This window comes from Pacificibacter marinus (assembly GCF_900109555.1).
GTDB lineage: Bacteria > Pseudomonadota > Alphaproteobacteria > Rhodobacterales > Rhodobacteraceae > Celeribacter > Celeribacter marinus_C.
The window spans coordinates 278,761-299,549 of sequence record NZ_FNZV01000001.1 but is presented as its reverse complement, the minus strand read 5'-3'; the positions used below and the strand labels follow the sequence as shown (position 1 = coordinate 299,549).

Below are 20,789 nucleotides of genomic sequence, written 5' to 3'. Positions count from 1 at the left end.
AGGGATTGATGCGCGGGATGTCTATGTCATTCGTTTTGACAGATCATGACATCGAAGTGATCGACACAATTTGGAACATGGCTGGCAGTACTTTAGCGGCCAAAATGATGTATGATGACATCGCGCGTTTGTACGACGTGTCAGAGTAAAAAATACCATGATCACCGTGTTTGTTGTGGCGGACTTTTCAGATGTTTCAAAGCCTTTAGCGCTGACAAAATAGTGGTTTGAACATGATTACTTTGAATGAATTGACGGTTTTGTTTGACGCAAAATGAGAAGATATGGGGTTTGTTCTCTATTATCCACTTATGCAGTCATACTAATTATCCCGTATTTTGAGGTATTTAGGTTTTAAAATCCATATTGTGGAAAATTAGTATTATAAACGCGCAACAGTCGATCTATTTTAAATCAGCTAAATCCAGATACTCCTCCGAACGTATTAGGCTAAAATAATAACTCTGGGAGGAGAACCAATGCTTAAAACTAGCATTTCAACCGTTGGCGGTCTGCTTATAGCAACGTCACTTTCCACTGCGGCTGTTGCTGCTGTGTGTACCGATGATCTCAAAATTCTGGCCCAGCCGCGCGGCAGTTTAACGCTGCTCGAAGAGCGTGCGGCCGAATTTGAAGCGCTCTCGGGTGTCTCTTTTACAATCGATTTCTTGAATGAAAATGATCGCCGTGCAAAGTCACGCGCCGAAGCTTCGACAACAGGGCGCTACAACGTTTACTACATCGACGAAGCGAATGTCGCGTTGTTCGCGGAAAACGAATGGATCGTGCCGCTTGAAAAGCATTTTCCAAGTGAATTCCATCTGGACGATTTCGACCCTAGCCGCCTGACAGTTGGGTCATATGAGGGTGATCTATACTTTGCGCCAATCCAGGGCGGTGGTGACTTTTTGTACTACCGCAAAGACTTGCTGGACGCTGCGGGTATCACGCCTCCGACCACATTGGACGAGCTGAAAGTCGCGATCAAAGCGCTGCATGACCCTGAAAACAATGTCTACGGCTTTGCCCTGCGCGGTGGTCGTGGATCGGGTGCCAACGTGTGGCGCTGGATGACATATTTCCGTGGTTTTGGCGGCGAATGGTTTGATGGCGACACGCCCACATTCAACTCAGAAGCGGCCATAAAAGCGACTGAAACCTATCTTGAGTTGTTCCAATACTCCCCCCCCGGCACCTCAACAGGGTCATGGACAGAAGTGACCGAAGCCTTCAACTCTGGCCAAGTTGCACTCATCGTTGAATCAAGCCCGTTGGCTGGGTTGACAGAAGATGCATCGTCGTCTGCAGTTGCTGGCAAAGTTGGCTACACAGTTCCGCCGCGTCCTCTCACCGGTGGTGGATATGGTCACGGACTTGCCATCGGGGCCAAAGCCAATCGTGACGAAGCTGCGCTTGATTGTGCAGGTTTGTTCATTGGCTGGGCCACATCACAAGACCAAGAAATGCAGCGCTTGGAACAAGGCATCTTTGGTGATTTGAACCGTCAAAGCGTGTTCGCGTCCGATGAATTCGCTGCAAAATATAGCGGTAACATCGCCACAGCACTGGAAGAAACCGCAGAATTCACGACTGTCAACTTTTGGCCAAATGCGGATTGGCCTGATCTTGGCGACCGTTGGGGCATCATCTTGGAAGAGCTGATTGTCGGGTCGCGGTCAGACATACCAGAAGCTTTGAATGAGCTGGAAGACTACGCAAACGATCTTATCGCGCGCCGCTAAGCGTTAAGTGAGGTCCTTGGATCGACCGCTTTGCTCCCTTGAGGCGGTCGGTCCAATTTTGACAGTGCTTTACGGCCATGCGCGCCCATAGCATCACTCTGTTGCCCCTTTGGAGAATTTCATGAAAGCCAAAAGCCATATCAATAAGGTATTTTTGGGCCCACCACTTTTTGTCTTGGCCGTACTTGCCCTTGTGCCGACAATTGCAGCCATCATCATTTCGTTTCAAAACAAAGAACTTGGTCGTCGCGGCACCAGCTTTGTTGGATTTGAAAACTATATCAATCTGTTCTCGGATCGACGTTTTTCAAACGCGATGAAAGTATCCCTGCAATGGGAAGCCATCACCGTGATAGGTACCATGATTGTCGCCATTTTGGTTGCGATCTTGCTGTTTGAAACGACGCGCGGGCGCACGCGGGCGATTATTTCGACCTTGTTGATCGTTCCTGTCTTACTGCCACGAGTGACAGCGGCTTTCGTGTGGAAGTTCATGTTCAACCCATTGTTGGGGGTGATCAATTATCCCATCAAAGAACTCACAGGGGCGCCGATAGAGTTTCTATCCAACATTCAAACGGCGTTGATTTCTGTTGCTGTTGTCGACATTTGGCAATGGGGGCTTTTCTTTGCTGTCATTCTTTTGAAGCTGCTTGAAACACTTCCCAAAGAGCCATTCGAAGCCGCTCGAATTGACAAAGCGCGCACGTGGGAAATCTATGCCTATGTGGCGATCCCAATGCTGGCCGCGCCGCTGATCAGTCTGACCTTTGTTAAGATGGTCGAGTCCCTGCGGTCGTTTGATCTGATTTACGTCATGACACGTGGTGGCCCCGGCATCGTGACAGAAACGCTTGATATGTATGCCTTTAATCAAGGATTTGTTGAATCTGGGCGCATTTCTTATGCATCCGCTATGGCCGTTCTCATGCTTTTGACAACGATCATCACCTTTACTGTTCTTTTTAAATGGGTGCGCAAATGGCAAACCGCATAACTTTCGGATCAATTTCTGCACGTGTTGTGCTGGCCTGCGTTGTGATCTTCGCAGTCTTCCCCGTCGTCTGGACTTTGTTGAATTCGTTCAAAGAAGTGGTCGATATTGTCACGCCAACCCCAAAGCTTTTCTTTACGCCGACCTTGGAAAATTTCCGCTACGTTTTTGAACGCCCCTCTGTGCGTTTGGGGTTGTCAAATTCAGGCATCATCGTTTTCTCGGCAGTCGCGCTTGGCGCATTGTTCGGCATTCCGGCCGCCTATGCGTTGGCTCATATGAAATCCCGTGTGGGTGATGAGATCAAATTTTTCGTTCTGTCTTTGCGGTTTTTGCCACCTGTAGCTGTCGCGATCCCGTTGATGAGTATTTATCTGGACCTCGGCCTTTACGATACCCGTTTGTCGCTGACCATGACGTATGTTTTGCTGACGCTTTCGACGATCATTTGGCTGTCTATTCCTGCATTTGAACGCGTGCCGCAAAACATCGAAGAAGCCGCGCGGCTGGATGGGTATGGTCCCTATGCTATCTTCTTTTTGGTCGCTTTGCCCGTGGCTGGGCCATCGTTGTTCGGGGCCATCATCTTTAGCTTTATCCTTGTTTGGAACGAGTTCTTGATCGCTTTGATGCTGACAACATCCGAGGCAAAAACACTGCCGATCGTGGCCTCTGAATTCACACTTTTGGGACGCAATGTCCCTTGGGGCATTTTGAATGCATCCGTGATCGTTCTGTCCATTCCACCGCTGATTTTTCTTGGCGTTTTGAGTGGCTTCCTTAACCGCATGTTTAAAAAGTAGAGACACAATGAAACTCGATAAAATACACCAGTCTCAACCTTCGATCGCTTTGGTCTTAGAAAAACAAAATGTTTTGGCAATACGCGATATCGACATGCCAACACAGCCCGCAGCGGGCGAAGTCAAGATTGCCGTTGATACGGTCGGTGTTTGTGGATCTGACGTTCACTATTACACCCACGGGCGCATTGGGCCTTTTGTGGTGAATGAGCCTATGGTGCTTGGGCATGAAGCGGCAGGCACTGTGACTGCAGTGGGCGAAGGCGTCACACACCTGAAACTTGGCGACCGTGTGTGCATGGAGCCAGGCATTCCAGATATGTCATCACGCGCCTCGAAACTTGGGCTCTACAATGTAGATCCCGCAGTCGTCTTTTGGGCCACGCCGCCAGTGCATGGCTGTTTGACGCCAAATGTTATTCACCCTGCAGCTTTTACTTACAAATTGCCTGACAACGTCACATTTGCCGAAGGCGCGATGGTGGAACCCTTTGCGATTGGGATGCAATCCGCGACCAAGGCAAAAATCCAGCCGGGTGATATTGCACTGGTTATGGGCGCTGGTCCTATTGGCGTCATGACCGCTTTGGCCGCTTTGGCTGGGGGCTGTGCAGAGGTATTTGTCTGCGATATTGTGGCCGACAAGCTGGGCGTTGCAGAGCAATACGATGGGATCACGACGATTGATTCATCCAAGGTGTCTGTCACAGATGTCATCAATGCGAAAACAGAAAACTGGGGCGCTGATATCGTGTTTGAATGCACGGGCGCACCCGCTGTTTTTAAAACCATCACCCAATCCGTGCGCCCCGGCGGGTGTATCGTCTTTGTGGGGATGCCCGTCGATCCCGTGCCTGTCGATTTGGTGTCTATGCAAGCCAAAGAAGTTCGGATGGAAACGGTGTTTCGATACGCAAACATTTATGATCGCGCGATCAATCTTATTGCATCAGGCAAAGTCGACCTTAAGCCGCTTGTTTCAGAAACCTTTGCCTTTGAAGATAGCATCGATGCGTTTGACAGAGCAGTAGAAGCACGCCCGACAGACGTTAAAATCCAAATTAAATTCTCTGGATCAGACCAATGAGCAACATCACATGTAAAAAACTAACCAAAAAATATGCCGATTTACAGGTCGTTCATGGCTTTGATTTAGAAGTGAAAGACGAAGAGTTTATCGTTTTTTTGGGGCCATCAGGCTGCGGTAAATCTACCATTCTTAGAATGTTGGCGGGCTTGGAAGACATCACAACGGGCACGCTGGAAATTGGCGGTCGCGATGTTACAACTGCGGAGCCTGGTGAGCGCGGTGTGGCCATGGTGTTCCAAAACTATGCTTTGTATCCGCATATGACTGTACGCAAAAACATCGCCTTTGGATTGCGTCGGTCTGGTTTGTCGGCCGAAGAAATTGATACGAAAGTCAATGATGTCGTGCAAATGTTGGCACTTGCCCCGTATCTGGATCGCAAGCCTGCGCAAATGTCCGGTGGACAACAGCAACGCGTCGCCATTGCGCGTGCGATTGTTAAAACGCCAGAGGTGTTTTTGTTTGACGAACCCCTGTCCAATCTTGATGCCAAGTTGCGCCAACAGTTGCGGGTTGAAATTGCCAAGCTGCACAAAAAACTCAAAACGACCACCGTGTTTGTGACGCATGATCAATTGGAAGCCATGACTTTGGCGGATCGCATCGTGTTGATGAATGCAGGCAACGCAGAACAAATCGGCACGCCGCAAGAGATTTACACAAAGCCGCGAACATTGTTTGTAGCGGATTTCATCGGCTCGCCATCAATGAATTTTCTGCCTAGCACAATGGAAGGACCTGCAGCCAAAACGTCGGTCGGCATTCTTACTTTAGACGCCATGGATTTCACACCGTCGACATCTGGCAGCGCCACTTTAGGCATTCGTCCGCAAAACATCAGCCTTGTACGCCAAAATGACAGTGACTTGGTTTTGAATGGCACGGTTGTGTTCACAGAGTATCTGGGCAACGAAGTAATGATGGTCGTTGACTGTGCTGGCACGGAAATTAGCATAGTTGTTGACGCCCCAAACGCCGTGGCCGAAGGTATCGAGACCACACTTTATCTTGCACAAGAATTCTTGCATGTCTTTGATAGTGAAAGTGGACTACGTTTGAACAACGATTAGGATAAAGGCTGGATGCGTTAAAATGGCCCCCATCGAAAGTTTTCCAAAATCACCCGATTTAGAGGTCATTTTTCCGCGTCCGGGGCATTCGTTTCGGTGGCATCGTCACGATTATCCCGATGCCTTGGCCCGATGGAATTATCATCCTGAATATGAACTTCACTACATCGTTGCATCGCATGGTACGATGTTCGTTGGGGATTATATTTCAGAATTTAAACCAGGGAATTTGGTTCTTTTGGGGCCCAATATTCCGCATCAGTGGGTCAGCGATATTGCCTCTGATAAAGATGAAAAAATCGTTGGGCGTGATGTTGTTTTGCAGTTTGACCCCGAAACGCTTGGGGTAGGTTTGACAGGGGCGCCGCGTGAAATTGGCGAGCTGTCCCCTTTGCTTGAGCAGGCTCGAATGGGGTTGATTTTTTCGGGGGACGGCGTTCGATCTGCTGCAAAGATGTTGACCGAAATTGGCGAGCGCAAGGGATTGTCCGCACTGACACTTATCTATGAATTGCTGCTGCATCTGTCGCACAACACTGAAAAAATCCCCCTTGTGTCCCCAACTTATGCGCCAATACTTGATCAGCAATCGACGTTGTGGGTGCAAAATGTCATTGAGAAAACCATTGGAGAGCTTGATACAGATCTTAAAATGTCGGATGTGGCGCATCATGTGAATATGAGTGAATCCGCGTTTTCGAAGCTTTTCAAGCGCGTCATTGGGCTGACATTTACAGAATATCTCAGAAAATTGCGGATTGGCCGTGCCTGCAATCTTTTGTCTGAAACCGATCAAAAGATATCAACGATCGCATCGGATTGCGGCTTTAGAAATCTGTCTAATTTCAATCGGTATTTTCTTCATGAGATGAAAATGACACCCAAAACCTATAGGCAGGCGGCGACCAAACGTATCCATATGTCTTGAAATCGCGGTGTGCAAAATGGTCCCTCGCGTAAAGATAAAGGTGGCAACCATCTCTGGCTGCCACCCATTATCATTTTAGCTTAAAAAAGCTGAGACCCTTAGTTTTCGTAAGCTGGTTTTGCTTCCAGAGCTTCTTGTGAGCTGTCGATGTAGATGCGCACATCGTCCCCTTCATCTGTACGGATGATGGTCAACTCTTCAAAGCTTACGGCGACAGAGCGTTCGCCTAGGCCAAGGAAGCCACCAACGTCAAGCACAGCACGATCAAGTTCGCCTGAATCTGTCAGCAGAATTTCATCGATCTCGCCGATGTCTTCATCGCTTGGTCCATAGACCCGTGCGCCGGTCAAATCTTCGGCTGTCAGATCTTCGACCATGGTCGCTTGATAGCCGTCACGTTCAATCAGAGGGGGTGTCATAAGACTTAGGTCACGACCTGCCTCTTTCATCTCGTCATGCGCTACGTCGGCCATATCTTCGGCACGCTCTTCCATTGCGGTGCGGTCGTATGCTGGTGCATCGGTGACGCCTGCAACGTTAGAATTGATGACAATAAAGTAGTCATCGGGGCTTTCACCGTCAGAGATAAAGCGCAAGTCGCTCATGTTGATCGAGACGTCTTTTTCACCCATGCCAAGAAAGCCGCCAACGCCAACGATAACGGATTGCGCCGCGCCGTCGCGTGTCAAGATGATGTCGTTAATTTCGCCGATGTCATCCCATTCTGTGGTTTGATCTACTGACACAGATGTCATAGCGCTTGTGTCGTTTTCGGTTGCATAAACACGTGCGCCGATCATTTCTGAGGCATTCAGATCAACTGCGACATTAAAAGGGGTATCAGAGAATGGCGCGGTATGATCATCAGCCATAGCAGATGTACCGATCAAAAGGGCAATAGCTGTCGTTGTCATAAAGCGTTTCATAATGTCTCTCCTCAGAGGTTGTTGTTGATGTTAAACGAACTGTTGTTTCGGCATTCGGTTCCAAGAAAATATCAAAAATTATTGTTTTATTTCTGATGCTTATTTTGACATGCCAAAAGCTTCCGGCCATTTTTCAAACGGCCAGAAGTGTTGTTTTTTAAAGATGATCTAGTGGAGGCGTCAGTCCAAGTGAGCGGTCTCATTCACAAGCGTTTGCAATTCAAACCGCATTCCAGCTAGGTCATGACGATAGTTTGTCATGTCGCCCTCAAGCGCTTTATCAAATGCTTTGAACACATTCTTTTCGCCACGGCGCACGCTGTCCATAACATCGGCGTCGATCTCATCGAACAGGGCGCGGATCGAAATAGCGGCTTCATTGACTGATCCCATCAAAGTGCCCGAACCTGATGGATCACGACCATTTATGCTGAGGGTTTGGGACAAGCGCTGTGCATGGATACTGTGAAGCGCTTCAAACTTGCGCGCGACGGGGCGAAATTCTGGCTCGGCTTTGTTCGCCATCACTTCGAAGCCCTCTTTCGCATCAACTGTCGTATCAAGGAGCGATTTGACCGCATCAAGATCGGTCTCATTCAGGATTGTCGCTGTCATTTTCAGTCTCCTATTGATCTGCGCACCAGCGGCGATTGTGCCAAGTGGTGCAGGTTTCACGTGTCGCCTTAAGCGGCGGAGTGGGCCAGTTTTGCAGGTGCAAAAGTATGAACAACATGGCTGCCAAGATCTGGCTTTGCGTCGTCATTCATATTTGCTTTGGCAATCTCATAACCGAACCGTAGTGGGTTTCCGGTTGAGGCCCACATCGCGGCTTCGGTGGGGGTGAATTCCAAAAGCACCACATCGGGGTCTTCTGGTCCGCCGTCAAACCATGCGCCCAAAACGGGTGACCAAAGGTCTTTCAACGTTTGAGGGTCCACAACTTGTTCAAGCGTGCCATCAATGCAGGCGTGGAAATCTTGCCCCTTTGAAACAACAGTAAATCGTGCTGCCTGTTTCACCGTCAAATTCACAGTCAAAGCCTGTGCAAGATCAGTGTCACGCGCGGTGACAAAGCGGATTTTACCCGCGTCTTGATCGGCGAAATGCGTCATCGGCTGCATGTGCTGCTCGGATCCTTTGAGACCCAGCATACCAGTGCGAGTGTCGTTCAGCGCGTCGTACAGTGCGCTTTCGGGATTTGAGTTGAGTTGATCAACGTCTGCCATGTTAAGATACCTCCTTAAGCCACGCATCTACGTCTTTTTTCGCGGCTTCTTTGGTCTTGCCGTAACGCTTTTGAATCAAGCCCTCGAGTTGTTCACGGTCGCCTGCGACTTGGTCCAACTCGTCATCTGTCAGCTCACCCCATTTGCTGCGGGCTTTGCCTTTTACGGTCTTCCATTCACCTTTTATTTGATCCCAATTCATGTTGGTCTCCTTTCGGTTTTGCCTTTCAGCGTCTGGGTAGAGAACCATAGCGACAGCAAACCGTTCCAAAATTTATTCTTGGAACCAATGCCACATTTACCAGTTGGGCCACCGATAAGTCGTTCACACCAAAGGAGATGTCTCATGACACAAGCATTGAAACCTACACCCGAAGTTGTCGACATTAAGACAGGCGTGACTGACGCCAAAGCTGTCGCAAAAGAACTGTCTAAGGTCTTGGCCGATACATATAATTTGACGATCAAAACTCACGCGGTTCATTGGAATGTCGAAGGTCCGATGTTCTACGCTGTGCACAATTTGACAGAAGGCCAGTACGGCGAATTGTTTGCTGCTGCCGATGTGATTGCCGAGCGTATTCGCGCTTTGGGGCACCTGACGGCGATGTCCCCCAAAGAGCTGCTCAAAGGTTCTGTCGTGACCGATATTGGTGACGTTGCAGATGCCATCACCCTGTGCAACAGTCTGGCCGAAGACCACAGTAAAGTTGCCAAACGCCTGCATGACGTGATCGAAAAAGCAGGTAAAGCTGGCGACCCTGTGACCGAAGATCTGGCCACAGCCCGCGCTGCGGTTCACGAAAAAGCAGCGTGGATGTTGCGCGCTTTGGCGACCACCTAAGCGTCACCTATATGAAAGTGATTGAGCCCTATGTCATTCAGTGCGCGGATTAAAAAGCATCTTGATGACGTCAGGGCCAGTTACTGGTTCATTCCGACGGTACTGGTGCTGTTCACGATCATTTTGACCTTTGTGTCGTTGTTCGTGGATAGCCATCCCAAAATGTCCGCCTTTCGACCTGATTGGATGAATGATCTGATCAGTGTCGAGGGCGCACGTGCCGTTGTCTCTGTGATCGCGCAATCGATGATTGGCGTCGCGGGGGTCATGTTTTCGATCACGATGCTGGCAGTGTCCTTTGCCTCGGGGCAATATGGGCCGCGTTTGATTGGCAATTTCATGCGCGATCGCGGCAACCAGTGGACACTGGGCATTTTGATTTCGACCTTTACGTTTGCACTGTTGGTTCTGCCCGCCATCCAAAATGCGCAAGGCCCAGATACAGCTTTTGTACCACATATCTCAATCTATATTTCACTGATTTTGGCGCTTGTTTCCGTCTTTGTGATGATCTTCCATGTCCACCATGTCCCTGAAACGATCAGCGTATCGAACATCATCGCAGGGTTGGGACAGCGCTTTGGGCGAGACATTGAAACCCTTTTGGATCAGGATCTTAATCCTGACGCGACTGATACTGCATCACAGTCTGGCACATCTTTGGACGTTTTTCTGCGCACCTCTGGCTATATTCACAACATCGCTCAAAATCAGCTCAGCGAGATCGCCTGTGAGAATGAGTGGACCATTGAAATTTTGGAAATGCCTGGGGAATTCATGTACCCGCATCGCGCCATTTTGCGGATTTGGGGTACGTCAGATTCTTTGGATGAGGATATGGACACGCGTCTGCGCGAAGCCGTAGCGTTAGGGCGGTCTAAGACCGAAAATCAAAACTTGATATTTGTTGCTGAGCAGCTGGTTGAAATTGTCGCACGGGCCATGTCGCCGGGCGTGAATGACCCCTTTACGGCAACCAGTTGTTTGCACTGGTTCGAAGCGGGGCTGTCTTTGGTTGCGCAGCATGACAATGGTCTGACGATATTTTCAGCACAAAATATAGTGGCGCAACCGATTAGCTTTGAACACTTGCTGGCGCGCTCGCTGGGCGACTGTCGGCCTTACGTTGCGGATGACCCTTTGACCCGTCAGACTATGCTCGACGTGTTGGACCGCTTGGCAGATCACGCGACGCCCGCAAACCGCACTACTCTCAAGTCGCTGAGGGACAAGGTCACATCAGCGGCCTGACAAGTTTAGAATTTGGCTCGTGTGGCAGGGTTGGGTGCCGGACTGCGAGCTCACACACAACTCCGTTGCCACAATTGTTATGAGGGCTGATCGTTTTGACGCCCTTTTTCAAACCCTTGCAAAAATGATAACACCACAAGTTGTAACGGCGTTAAATCAGAATCCGCAGACACGTGACCTGTTGGTTGCGCATGTGGGTGTTGGGGCTTTTTTAGACCAATGGCCAAAGTGATCGCGGCGGCACCAACATAAATAAAACCAATAACAGTTGCCGCGAACAGCGCAGAGTGAAGCTCTGACAAAATGATCCAGCCCGCAGTGGTTAAAAACGCCATGCCAACCAGTGCCAGCACAGTCGCCGCAGAAAAGGCTGCGCCTTTACGCGCAGCCTTTTCTACTTTTTGCTCAATACCGAACATTACCGACGCGCCGTGAGCATGCCGACCAAGAAACCAACGCCCGCTGCGATACCAACGGCTGTGGCAGGGTTGGCGCGTACTGCGTCTTCTGCCCCAGAGTAGGTTTTCCCAGCTTGCGCTTTAAGCGCCTCAGCTGTGGCAGCACCTGTTTCAGCCAAATCTACCGCTTTATGAGCCGCAGTTGATTTCAAAGCGGCGCCTTGCGCCTTGCCATATTCAGCCACTGTTGCAGTCAAATTCGCGATGTCTTCACGCAAGATCGCCATTTGCTGTGTCACGTCGGTGTTCAATTCGGATACGTTGTTTTTTGAGGCTTGTGCCATTTTAAAACTCCTTTTGTATGTTCAATAGATCAACTCGTGACACGGCCAATGGTTCCGATGTTTCGCTTAATGCGCTTCGATTATTTCAGACGACGCAAAGAACATCGCCTGACTGACTGCGGAACGCACTTGATCTTCGGTGTATGGTTTTGTGATCAAAAATGCAGGCTCAGGGCGGTCACCGGTCAGCAAGCGTTCTGGGAATGCGGTGATGAAAATAACCGGAATGTCGCCAGCTTCGGCCAGAATTTCGTTCACAGCCTCAACACCTGACGAACCGTCAGCCAATTGAATATCGGACAGGATCAAATCAGGGCGTTGCTTGGCCGCCAGTTTGACCGCGTCTTTGTGTTTGCGTGCGACACCTGTAACGTTGTGGCCAAGTTCGGTGACAATTTTTTTGATGTGCAAGGCGATGATGGCTTCGTCTTCGATCACCATAATATTGCCAGACACGGATTTTTCGAGCTCTTGTTCGGCGATGCGCAACAAATCTGTGGCTTCGCTTTCATCGATTTGCATAATTTCTGCAACTTCTGCGAGCGTGAATTCTTCGATTGTGTTCAGTAAAAGTGCTTCGCGTGTGTTTTCGGTCAGACGCGCCAAATGAACTTGGGCCTGCGCGCCAAGTCCGGTTTCGCCGTCTTGAATGGGTGCGCCTAAGCTGGACCAAATCTTGTGAAATGCACCGAAAAGTGCGACTTTATGGCTTGAGGACGTCTCAAAAATGGATTTATCCGTCAAAAGCGCTTCGAGTGTTGTCGCCGCATACCGGTCGCCCGTTTGCTGCGATCCAGTCAAGGCCCGCGCGTAACGACGCAAAAATGGCAAAAGATCTGCGACAACGCGTGAGAGTGGCTGGTCCGAAACAGTTTGTGTCATAGGAAGTCCCTTTGTTTTCTTTGGAACCAAACTGGCAGTTCGCAGTTTGGTTCCATGAGAGTTAGATTTATTTCCTCGTCTGGCGAGGATATCGAGCGATATGGAGACGACACGGGCATGAATATTGACAACCAACCCGAGAAACGGCGCACTGATTTGATAAAGGATCACTTGCGTCGTTCCTTTCAAGACAAAGCCGCTGAGGAGCTGCCCTCTGACCTGATGTCACTGATTGGCAAATTGAGGGAGCAAGATGACCAAAATGGAAAATGAAATCGTCGCGGATATTGATCCACGAGACGAATTGGTCACACATCTTGGCGTATTGCGTGCGTTTGCATTGAGCTTGTGCCGTAATCCAACCTTGGCCGATGATTTGGTGCAAGAAACCGTCATGAAGGCATGGAAATCGATTGATAAGTTCCAAGTGGGCACAAACATGCGCGCTTGGCTGTTCACGATTCTGCGCAACACTTATTACACGACTTATACCAAAGGACGCCGTGAAGTGGCGGATGTAGACGGTATTCTCAGTGGTAAGTTGGCGGTGAAACCCGAACATGACGGGCGTCTCGCCTATTCGGATTTTCAAAAAGCATTTGTGCAACTGCCAGCCGATCAACGCGAAGCGCTGACCTTGGTGGGAGCCTCAGGTTTTGCCTATCACGAAGCGGCAGAAATGTGTGGCGTTGCGACAGGCACGATGAAAAGCCGAGTGAACCGCGCACGTCAGCGTTTGGTTGAACTTTTAGATTTATCGCCAGATGATTCACTGGAATTGACGGACAGTGGCACCATGGCAGTTGTGAATGCAGGTCAAAGTGTCCGACGCGACTAACTCATTAGAAAGCGATAATCGCATCCTTAAGGGCGGGGCCGACATCGAGGTCTTGGTCACTGCCCAAGAAGCATTTCCTAGATTGGAATCATTGTTTCTGTCGGCTCAGACCAGCATTGTGATGGGGTTTCGCCTGTTCGATCCGCGCACAAAATTGCTTTCAGAGGCTGCGCGTGGTGTGGGGGATACATGGGCGGATCTTTTCTTGCACACGCTCAACAGGGGCGTTCCTATCGATCTAACTCTGTCTGATTTTGATCCTGTCATGGCGCCAGATATGCATGAACAGGCATGGACTTTCATGGCAATTTTGACGGATCTGAATGAAATATCAGCCCCAAATGCAGCACAGATGACTGTACGCTGCGTGCTTCACCCTGCCAAAGCGGGCATTGTATCGCGCCTTATGTTTGCTGCCAAAACACGCCGAGAGCTGCGCAGCATTGCCCGTGATTTCAATGAGGGATCCGAGGCGGAAGAGCGCCTTAAATACTTGCCCGGTTTAGGCGATCTTTTGTCCTTTAAAGACGGGCAGGTCTGTGTGCGCAGCGGAGCGTTGCCACAGCAATACCCTGTGACGTTGCACCATAAAATGGCAATTTTTGACGGCAAAACAACGTATATTGGCGGGCTTGATTTAAACGAGCGTCGCATTGACGATGCAGAGCACAATCAACCCGCACAAGACACTTGGCATGACCTGCAATTGGTTGTTCACAGCCCAGATGTTGCGACCGACGCCACGGTTCATCTGCAAAACTTGCCAGATGTGATTGCGGGAAAAAAGCCCATAAAACGGGTCTCATCGCCTTTCTTGACAACTTTGTCGCGCAAGCGGTCCCGCAACGCGTGGCATCTGGCCCCCAAGACCATCAGCGATACGATTTTCAAAGAACATATTGCACAGATTAAGCGTGCCAAACGATTTATCTATCTGGAATCGCAGTATTTTCGAGATCGTCGCATTGTGTCTGCTTTGGTCGAAGCAGGCAAACACAACCCCGATTTACGTCTGCTATTGTTGCTGCCTGCCGCGCCTGAAGTTGCAGCGTTTAGTGATGCGCCAGGGTTGGCGGGGCGGTTCGGCGAACATTTGCAAGCGCGCGCGTTTCGTCGGTTACACCGAACATTTGGGACACGGTTCTTGGCGGTCAGCCCTGTGCAGCCGCGTGAACCTGACGCGCGCGATACATCTTCAAAACGCGCAACGTTGGAAAATGCGCCGATTGTCTATGTGCATTCTAAGGTGTCCATTTTTGATGATAGGGCAGCGATTGTGTCGTCCGCCAACTTGAATGGCCGCAGCATGAAATGGGACGCAGAAGCGGGGCTTTTGTTGTCTGCACCTGAACAGGTTCAAATGCTGACCAAAAAGATTTTCGATCATTGGTTGGGGGGCGAAACCGATCATGCGCCTGATGCTGCATTTGATGTTTGGTTGGATCGCGCGTTGCGCAATGCCGATTTGCCTGCCGAGCAGCGCAGGGGGTTTATCGTGCCCTATGATAGGAAGCCTGCTGCCCAAGCCAGTATACCCGTGCCAGGAATGCCTGAAGAGATGGTGTAATACGCAATCGGTAAAAAACGATGGAACCAAATGGGCCCTGAGCAGTTGATTTAGCAGAACAACACATACCGACACCAAAATAAGGAGACGAACAATGCTAGGTTGGGCTTTAACATTTCTGGTTGTTGCACTGATTGCAGGTGCGCTGGGCTTTGGCGGCATCGCTGGGGCATCGGCAGGGATCGCACAAATTCTGTTTGTGATTTTCTTGATCTTGTTTGTGGTTGCCATGTTGGCACGCGCTGTGCGCGGTAAACCACCGTTATAAGTATAAATGTTACGATTATGATCAAGTGAAAGGCCTCGCAATCTGCGGGGCCTTTTAATTTTGTTTACGCTTTAGGGGGATGCCCTAAAAGCTTATGATTTGGCTGTTAAGGCTTCGACGGGAAAGGTCAGATGAACTGTGAATTGATTGTTATCCAAGTTCACCTCAAATTCGCCTTCTAGTTGCTCGGAAAAGGCTTCCATCAATTCCGACCCCAAGCCCGATGATTTTTCTGCATCGGGTGCCGCAGCATTCGGGGTTACCGAATTGGTCACGGTCACTTGTGCATAGTCATCTGGCAAGCTGACAAGGCTGACGGACAAACTGGGCGAACTGCCTTTCACACTACCAATATATTTCAAAGCATTGGTCATGGCTTCGGTCACGAACAAAGACAAAGGCACGGCCTGATCTGGATTCAAACGTATCGAGGCAAAGTCCGTTTTCAAATCTATGGACTTGTCGCGTGAAGCGGCCATTCTGACCACTTGATGTACGATGGCATCAAGATGTTCATCCATGCTGATGTCGGCTTGCCCAGAGGTTTGATACAGATTGCGGTGGATCGTGGCTAGACTGTTGACGCGATCATGCAGGCTTTGCATCAATTGACGTACTTCTTTGGATCGCGATTGGCGCATCTGCATACTCATGATGGATGCGATCAGCTGTAGATTGTTCTTCACACGGTGATGCACCTCACGCAGTAAAACGTCTTTTTGGCGTAGGGTATCTTCAATCTGGGCTTCATCATGCATGATTGTGTCAGTCATACCGATGAACGCATCGGCCACTTCGCGCAACTCTTTTGGAGCGGCCGCAAATTGGTTGTGTGTCGTTACCGTGCGTGTTTCTGCAAACCCTTGCATCGAGCGTTTCAATTTAATCACATGCCGTGTGACAAACAACGAGGCCGCAAACCAAGCAACGACAAGGCTGGCCAACCACATCAAAGCAGGGAAAAGGGCGGGGTTTTTAAGATAGAAATCGCCTTGCACCTCGCGGTCCATTGGCCACGACGACAGCGCGTAAAGCTCGCCTTTCACCACGGGAACCAATGCATAAAGCCGCTCAATCCCATCGCGACCCACGGTGCTAAAGCTCACAGGTTGCTTGGTGATGTCTTGGCCAGGCTCCAGCTGTGGTAAAATCAGTTCGGCGTCTTCCAGTGATCCCGGTGAGGTCAATACCTTGCCTTGGGAGTTCAGAGTCAAAAAGACGGCGTCAGGTTCGTCCCACACCCACGTGCGCAGCCTTTTGTGTGGCACAGAAATGGCGGTAAAGCCCATCAAACTGCCATCCGTGTCGAACACAGGATGAGACGCATAGATGACTGATTCCCCTGATATTGGGGCTTGTTCATTGATCAAAACAATAGGTTTGGGATCTGCAAGTTGCTCTGCCAGATCAACGGTCATACCAAAGCTAAATGGTTCATCCGCAGTGGAACAGGGAACGTAACTTGTGGTGTCGTAAAATCCAGCAAATGAAAATGCGGTGTCATTGAGTTTGTCGTGCATCAAGCGTGTACACAGCTCGGGATCGTCCAACATAATCGGCACAGAGCGACTGAGTGCTTGTGCCAGCGCTTTGGCGCGTTCGATGATGATCACCTCTTCTTGCACGGCGCGTAGGGTTTCACCAACCAAGGCCCCCTGCGAGCGGGCGACGGCTTCGCTCACCACGCTTTGTGAACGCACGATGGAAATAATCATCAACGGTAGCAAAGCCACCGCTAGCACAATAGCAAGACGCACGCCCAAACGGTCGACGCCTGACCACACACGAGACAGGATGTTTTTCATTCTCTTAGGTCTTTCGATTTTGACATCTGATTTATATAGCCTTTGATTGCCACAAGGACACAAAAACGATCAGATTTTTACCCCAAAAGGCGTAATATGTCATCAGCAATGAAGGGGCGGACCAAAACAGGATAAGGGCTGGTCTCTGCTGCATCTTCGGCGGTGTTCCCCAGCAAAATCACTTTGGCTCCAAGGTCACTCAAAATTTTCGACAGCGCGCTTTCCTTAAAGGCATTTGGCCCAAGGTTCAAAAAAGCATATGTCCAGCTTTGTGCCTCTGCCAGTTGGGCTATGGCATCGGCTTCTGTTTTGGCGGTAGAAACGTGCAAGTTTGCAATGCTTTCTTCCATCACCCCAATAAGGTCGTGCAGGACAATTCCTGTGAGCCCCATCACCATCAATCGGCAGTCAGCAGCAGTCATTTGCGTATCCTTGAATGAAGCTAAGTTCTTAGATGACACAGTCTAAGCCGTCTGTCTTTAATAATTTACAGACGGGTGATTGCGCCCGATTTTCCAAGGTGCATGGCGTGAACGATGTGCTGTGAACAAGCAAGACGTTAGGGCACCCATTAAAATAAATTTAGGGTTAGCGAAATTGATGTTGGAACCAATTGTATCCGCGTGAGTTACCTTATTGAAACAAAGGGAAAAGGTGCTGACATGGAGATCAAGAACATCAGGTACGACGCCACCGCTGGTGTATTTCAAGCACGTGTTGACGTTGAACGCGATGGCAAAACATTTCGGTATCCCGTCACGGTGCCTGGGCCGATTACTTTGGATGAAGACATTGTTCGTACGATTGTCGTCCACCAAGCGCGTCGGCTGTCTGCGCCGACACCCCTTTACTCTCACACATGAATCCCTCGCGGATGTTGATATAACAGTGTCCTCCCGTCCTGTTTGTCCCTGTTGACATCCGAACTTGAACCCGGTGCTAAGGCATCGGGTTTTTTTTGTGCGATCGATGAAACTTTAGGGACGTGGGCCATTTTTAAGGACGTGGGCCATAAAACCGGCAGGGTGCTTGGGCTATTTGACGTTTGAAATCCAACGCGCTTGATACGGGGCAAAATGCACCTCGCCGCTGGATAGGTCCAATTTTTCATTGCTCAAAAGGTCATACCAATCTTCGCCATCAATCAGATTGATCGACAACAACGGCACGTCTTGCGGGGTATCTGACACGTTGTGCAGTGCAAAAATTGATTGGTCGCGGTTGAGCGATTGACGCCAAAGACCAAAAATTTTGTCCCCCAATTGCAAGGTGAACTGCGTTGCGTTCGGGTGAAATGCTTTTTGGGCCGTGCGCACAGAAATACGTTGTTTTAAGGCTGTCAAAACCTGTGCGTGCACAGAGCTTGGGTCATCCAATTTGGCCCGCAGTTCTGCATAATCCCAACGGTGGCGATTGATCGCGCGATTCATGCCGCTTTTGTCCGCAGCCTCCACATCGTTGGGGGTCGCCAGTAGCGAGTGAATGTAGAAGGCAGGGACGCCTTCAAGCGCCATGACAATCGTTTGCGAACATAGAAAACGAGCGATTTGATGTGCATCTTCGCCACCTTCAATCGTCCCTTTGAGGGCGTCAAAAAACGTGATGTTCAACTCATATGGTTTTTGCGATCCATCGGGCAGGGCGCGCATTGACACCTTGCCGCCAAAGTCGCGCACCGCGCCAATCACGCCGCCAAGTTCCTCACCTGTCAGCAATCCTTCGGCCCCACGCACGCCAATGCCATCATGTGACGCTGCAAAATTCAAATAGGCACAGCCCAATTGCGCGGGCGGCATCCGCATCAACCACTGGTTCAAATGCACGCTGGTCCCGCTGAGCAACGCATGCAGCAAAAGCGGCGGCAGCGAAAAGTTGTAAATCATATGGGCTTCATTGCGGTTGCCAAAATAGCTGAGGTTTTCCGCGTTGGGTACATTGGTTTCAGTCAGCAAAACCACGGGCTCTTCGGTATAGTCACACAAGACCCGCATAAGCCGAACAATGGCGTGTGTTTCAGGCAAATGAATGCAAGACGTGCCAATTTTTTTCCACAAAAACGCAACAGCATCGAGCCGTACAATCCGAATGCCGTGATCTATATGCAGCCGCGTGACGCGCAAAAATTCCAACAATACTTCGGGGTTTTCAAAATCGAGATCGATTTGATCGTGGCTGAACGTGCACCACACATGTTTGGTGCCGTTTGCTGTTTCGACCTCGCGCAAAAGGGGCGAGGTGCGTGGACGTACAACACTGCTTAGATCATCGCTGGGCAGTGCTTCTTTGAAAAATTTATCATAGGGTTCATGCCCTTGAAGATAATCTGAAAACCAAGTTGAATTTGAGGAAACATGATTTAGCACCAAATCCGACATCAACCTAAACTCATCTGCGATGCGTTCAATATCAGCCCAGTCACCAAGTTGGCTGTTCACGGTGCGGTAATCGGTGACGGCGAACCCATCGTCTGATGTGAATGGAAAAAACGGCAAAATATGCACGCCGGAAATCACGCCTTTGACATAGCGATCTAAAAAATCACGCAACAAATCCAGGGGTTTGTGCTGCCCATCTACAAGCGTATTGCCATAGGTGATCACCAAAGTGTCGGTTTCATTCCACAAAGTATTGCCAAGCGCCCGCCCGCGACCGCGCACTTGCCGCTCGTCCGGCCAAAACGCATCGATCACCTGATCCACAAGAGCGCTTGAGGTTTGATCTGGATAAATTTGAGCCAACAAGGTCGCTAGAGTGTTGCGCAGTTTTGACGATGGTTTTGCCATGGGCCCACTTTCGTTGCTCTTTGGTCTTGTAGAGCAAAGAGCCGCAGTGCGAGCAATATAAACCGCGCAAATCTGTGTGCAGTTTTAGGGCGATCACGGGATTTTATGTGTATATTTTAGACGTTTGCACATGAATTAATCAACTTAAAGCGATTTGTGCCTTGTCGCTCGCCTGTGCCTTAGAACCCAAAGGGTTTCGTTTTGTATCCAACGCCTGTCATATACAGACCATCTGGTGGGCTGACAGGGCCGCAGGCTGTTCGATCTTGGGCCTCAAGAATCTCAGTGATCCGCTCGGCTGGCCAATGCCCGCCGCCGACACGCTCAAGTGATCCAACGATGGAACGCACTTGGTTGTGCAAAAAGGATCGCGCCCGCAAATGGAACTGAAATTCCTTGCCATATGAATAGTCTAGCTCTTCGATTGTGATCTCATCCATGGTCTTCACAGGGCTGTCAGCCTGACACATGGTTGAACGAAAGGTGGTGAAGTCATGGGTGCCTAACAGGCGTTTCGCCCCGTCTTGCATGGCGGCCAAATCAAGCGGTCCGCGCACTTGCCACACCAAACCAGCCCCATGGGCCACAGGCGCACGCCGCGCGATCACGCGAAACGTATAGCGCCGTTCATAGGCCGCATAGCGTGCGTGCCAATCATCGGCAACGCGCACAGCATCCAAAATGGCAACAGGCTGGGGTTTGAGGTGAAAATTCACCGCCTCCATCAATCGAAATGGTTCCCAGTCGCGCACTAGGTCGCAGTGGGCCACTTGACCTTTAGCATGCACGCCAGCGTCCGTACGTCCCGCCGCGCCAATTGCTGGGCAGTCAGGGTCAATTTTACGCAACGCTTCTTCCACAGCTTGCTGAACAGAGGGCTGATCCTTCTGTCGTTGCCAGCCTGAAAATGGCGCGCCGTTGTATTCTATTAAAAGTGCAAATCTGGGCATGCCCGCCATGTATCGCGCCGCAGCGCCCGCGTCCAGTCTTTCGCTGCCTCATGTGCGCTACACCTTTCAAATGATCTGAT

Annotated in this window: 24 protein-coding genes; 13 read left to right on the top strand and 11 right to left on the bottom strand. The window is 50.0% G+C overall.

The annotated features are described in order from the left end of the window. Positions 1 to 17 precede the first annotated feature (17 nt). The 7 genes from BM025_RS19595 to BM025_RS01385 all read left to right on the top strand — a co-directional run bounded on the left by BM025_RS19595 (position 18) and on the right by BM025_RS01385 (position 6,627). Positions 18 to 149 carry a hypothetical protein gene (locus BM025_RS19595; RefSeq protein WP_280139307.1) on the top strand — a complete coding sequence of 44 codons (132 nt, stop codon included), beginning with the start codon at positions 18 to 20 and terminating at the stop codon, positions 147 to 149. Positions 150 to 479: 330 nt separating this feature from the next. Beyond that, the gene (locus tag BM025_RS01410; RefSeq protein ID WP_085847266.1) at positions 480 to 1,742 is read left to right on the top strand and encodes an ABC transporter substrate-binding protein; all 1,263 of its coding nucleotides are present in this window, start codon (positions 480 to 482) and stop codon (positions 1,740 to 1,742) included. 121 nt (positions 1,743 to 1,863) lie between these two features. After that, positions 1,864 to 2,739: a carbohydrate ABC transporter permease gene (locus BM025_RS01405; protein ID WP_085847267.1), complete on the top strand. Its 876-nt coding sequence runs from the start codon at positions 1,864 to 1,866 to the stop codon at positions 2,737 to 2,739. Continuing rightward, positions 2,724 to 3,539 carry a carbohydrate ABC transporter permease gene (locus BM025_RS01400; protein ID WP_211753538.1) on the top strand — a complete coding sequence of 272 codons (816 nt, stop codon included), beginning with the start codon at positions 2,724 to 2,726 and terminating at the stop codon, positions 3,537 to 3,539. The genes BM025_RS01405 and BM025_RS01400 overlap by 16 nt, the downstream gene beginning before the upstream one ends. 7 nt (positions 3,540 to 3,546) lie before the next feature. Then, positions 3,547 to 4,626: an NAD(P)-dependent alcohol dehydrogenase gene (locus tag BM025_RS01395; protein ID WP_085847269.1), complete on the top strand. Its 1,080-nt coding sequence runs from the start codon at positions 3,547 to 3,549 to the stop codon at positions 4,624 to 4,626. After that, positions 4,623 to 5,699, top strand: a complete 1,077-nt coding sequence (locus tag BM025_RS01390; protein WP_085847270.1) for an ABC transporter ATP-binding protein — start codon at positions 4,623 to 4,625, stop codon at positions 5,697 to 5,699. The genes BM025_RS01395 and BM025_RS01390 overlap by 4 nt, the downstream gene beginning before the upstream one ends. A gap of 22 nt (positions 5,700 to 5,721) precedes the next feature. Further along, a complete protein-coding gene (locus BM025_RS01385) occupies positions 5,722 to 6,627 on the top strand; it encodes an AraC family transcriptional regulator (RefSeq protein WP_085847271.1) in 906 nt (301 codons plus the stop codon). A 98-nt stretch (positions 6,628 to 6,725) separates the two neighbouring features. Here BM025_RS01385 and BM025_RS01380 read toward each other — a convergent pair whose 3' ends face one another. The 4 genes from BM025_RS01380 to BM025_RS01365 all read right to left on the bottom strand — a co-directional run bounded on the left by BM025_RS01380 (position 6,726) and on the right by BM025_RS01365 (position 8,981). Continuing rightward, the gene (locus BM025_RS01380) at positions 6,726 to 7,553 is read right to left on the bottom strand and encodes a PRC-barrel domain-containing protein (protein WP_085847272.1); all 828 of its coding nucleotides are present in this window, start codon (positions 7,551 to 7,553) and stop codon (positions 6,726 to 6,728) included. A gap of 180 nt (positions 7,554 to 7,733) precedes the next feature. Beyond that, a complete protein-coding gene (locus BM025_RS01375; RefSeq protein ID WP_085847273.1) occupies positions 7,734 to 8,168 on the bottom strand; it encodes a DUF2383 domain-containing protein in 435 nt (144 codons plus the stop codon). A gap of 68 nt (positions 8,169 to 8,236) precedes the next feature. Beyond that, positions 8,237 to 8,779 (bottom strand): pyridoxamine 5'-phosphate oxidase family protein, encoded by a 543-nt coding sequence (locus tag BM025_RS01370; RefSeq protein ID WP_170842080.1) that lies wholly within the window; start codon positions 8,777 to 8,779, stop codon positions 8,237 to 8,239. 1 nt (position 8,780) lies between these two features. After that, positions 8,781 to 8,981 (bottom strand): CsbD family protein, encoded by a 201-nt coding sequence (locus BM025_RS01365; protein ID WP_085847275.1) that lies wholly within the window; start codon positions 8,979 to 8,981, stop codon positions 8,781 to 8,783. Between the two features lie 144 nt (positions 8,982 to 9,125). Here BM025_RS01365 and BM025_RS01360 point away from each other — a divergent pair, with 144 nt between their 5' ends. Next, complete coding sequence (locus BM025_RS01360; protein ID WP_085847276.1) at positions 9,126 to 9,623, top strand: Dps family protein; 498 nt, start codon at positions 9,126 to 9,128, stop codon at positions 9,621 to 9,623. A 30-nt stretch (positions 9,624 to 9,653) separates the two neighbouring features. Further along, positions 9,654 to 10,874 (top strand): DUF2254 domain-containing protein, encoded by a 1,221-nt coding sequence (locus BM025_RS01355; protein ID WP_085847277.1) that lies wholly within the window; start codon positions 9,654 to 9,656, stop codon positions 10,872 to 10,874. A 77-nt stretch (positions 10,875 to 10,951) separates the two neighbouring features. Here the strand turns inward: BM025_RS01355 and BM025_RS01350 are convergent, their stop codons facing one another. From BM025_RS01350 to BM025_RS01340, 3 genes are all read right to left on the bottom strand, one after another. After that, a complete protein-coding gene (locus tag BM025_RS01350) occupies positions 10,952 to 11,293 on the bottom strand; it encodes a phage holin family protein (RefSeq protein ID WP_085847278.1) in 342 nt (113 codons plus the stop codon). Beyond that, entirely contained in the window at positions 11,293 to 11,616 is a 324-nt protein-coding gene (locus tag BM025_RS01345) for an ElaB/YgaM/YqjD family protein (RefSeq protein WP_085847279.1), read from the bottom strand. The genes BM025_RS01350 and BM025_RS01345 overlap by 1 nt, the downstream gene beginning before the upstream one ends. Positions 11,617 to 11,682: 66 nt before the next feature. Continuing rightward, positions 11,683 to 12,498, bottom strand: a complete 816-nt coding sequence (locus tag BM025_RS01340; protein ID WP_085847280.1) for a response regulator — start codon at positions 12,496 to 12,498, stop codon at positions 11,683 to 11,685. Between the two features lie 253 nt (positions 12,499 to 12,751). Between BM025_RS01340 and BM025_RS01335 the strand changes: the two genes are divergently transcribed. The 3 genes from BM025_RS01335 (at position 12,752) to BM025_RS01325 (ending at position 15,171) form a co-directional block, all read left to right on the top strand. After that, positions 12,752 to 13,336, top strand: a complete 585-nt coding sequence (locus BM025_RS01335) for an RNA polymerase sigma factor (protein WP_244515386.1) — start codon at positions 12,752 to 12,754, stop codon at positions 13,334 to 13,336. Next, positions 13,320 to 14,903 carry a phospholipase D family protein gene (locus BM025_RS01330; protein ID WP_170842079.1) on the top strand — a complete coding sequence of 528 codons (1,584 nt, stop codon included), beginning with the start codon at positions 13,320 to 13,322 and terminating at the stop codon, positions 14,901 to 14,903. The genes BM025_RS01335 and BM025_RS01330 overlap by 17 nt, the downstream gene beginning before the upstream one ends. A 94-nt stretch (positions 14,904 to 14,997) precedes the next feature. Then, on the top strand, positions 14,998 to 15,171 hold the full coding sequence (locus BM025_RS01325) for a DUF1328 domain-containing protein (RefSeq protein ID WP_085847282.1): 174 nt from the start codon (positions 14,998 to 15,000) through the stop codon (positions 15,169 to 15,171). A gap of 92 nt (positions 15,172 to 15,263) precedes the next feature. Here the strand turns inward: BM025_RS01325 and BM025_RS01320 are convergent, their stop codons facing one another. Next, positions 15,264 to 16,976, bottom strand: a complete 1,713-nt coding sequence (locus tag BM025_RS01320; protein WP_085847283.1) for a sensor histidine kinase — start codon at positions 16,974 to 16,976, stop codon at positions 15,264 to 15,266. Between the two features lie 77 nt (positions 16,977 to 17,053). Further along, a complete protein-coding gene (locus tag BM025_RS01315; RefSeq protein ID WP_085847284.1) occupies positions 17,054 to 17,398 on the bottom strand; it encodes a hypothetical protein in 345 nt (114 codons plus the stop codon). Between the two features lie 240 nt (positions 17,399 to 17,638). Between BM025_RS01315 and BM025_RS01310 the strand changes: the two genes are divergently transcribed. Beyond that, positions 17,639 to 17,839: a hypothetical protein gene (locus BM025_RS01310; protein ID WP_085847285.1), complete on the top strand. Its 201-nt coding sequence runs from the start codon at positions 17,639 to 17,641 to the stop codon at positions 17,837 to 17,839. Positions 17,840 to 18,010: 171 nt separating this feature from the next. Here the strand turns inward: BM025_RS01310 and BM025_RS01305 are convergent, their stop codons facing one another. Together BM025_RS01305 and truA are read right to left on the bottom strand one after the other, a co-directional pair. After that, a complete protein-coding gene (locus BM025_RS01305) occupies positions 18,011 to 19,759 on the bottom strand; it encodes a sugar phosphorylase (protein WP_085847286.1) in 1,749 nt (582 codons plus the stop codon). 179 nt (positions 19,760 to 19,938) lie between these two features. Continuing rightward, positions 19,939 to 20,709, bottom strand: a complete 771-nt coding sequence (truA, locus tag BM025_RS01300; protein WP_085847560.1) for a tRNA pseudouridine(38-40) synthase TruA — start codon at positions 20,707 to 20,709, stop codon at positions 19,939 to 19,941. Positions 20,710 to 20,789 lie beyond the last annotated feature (80 nt).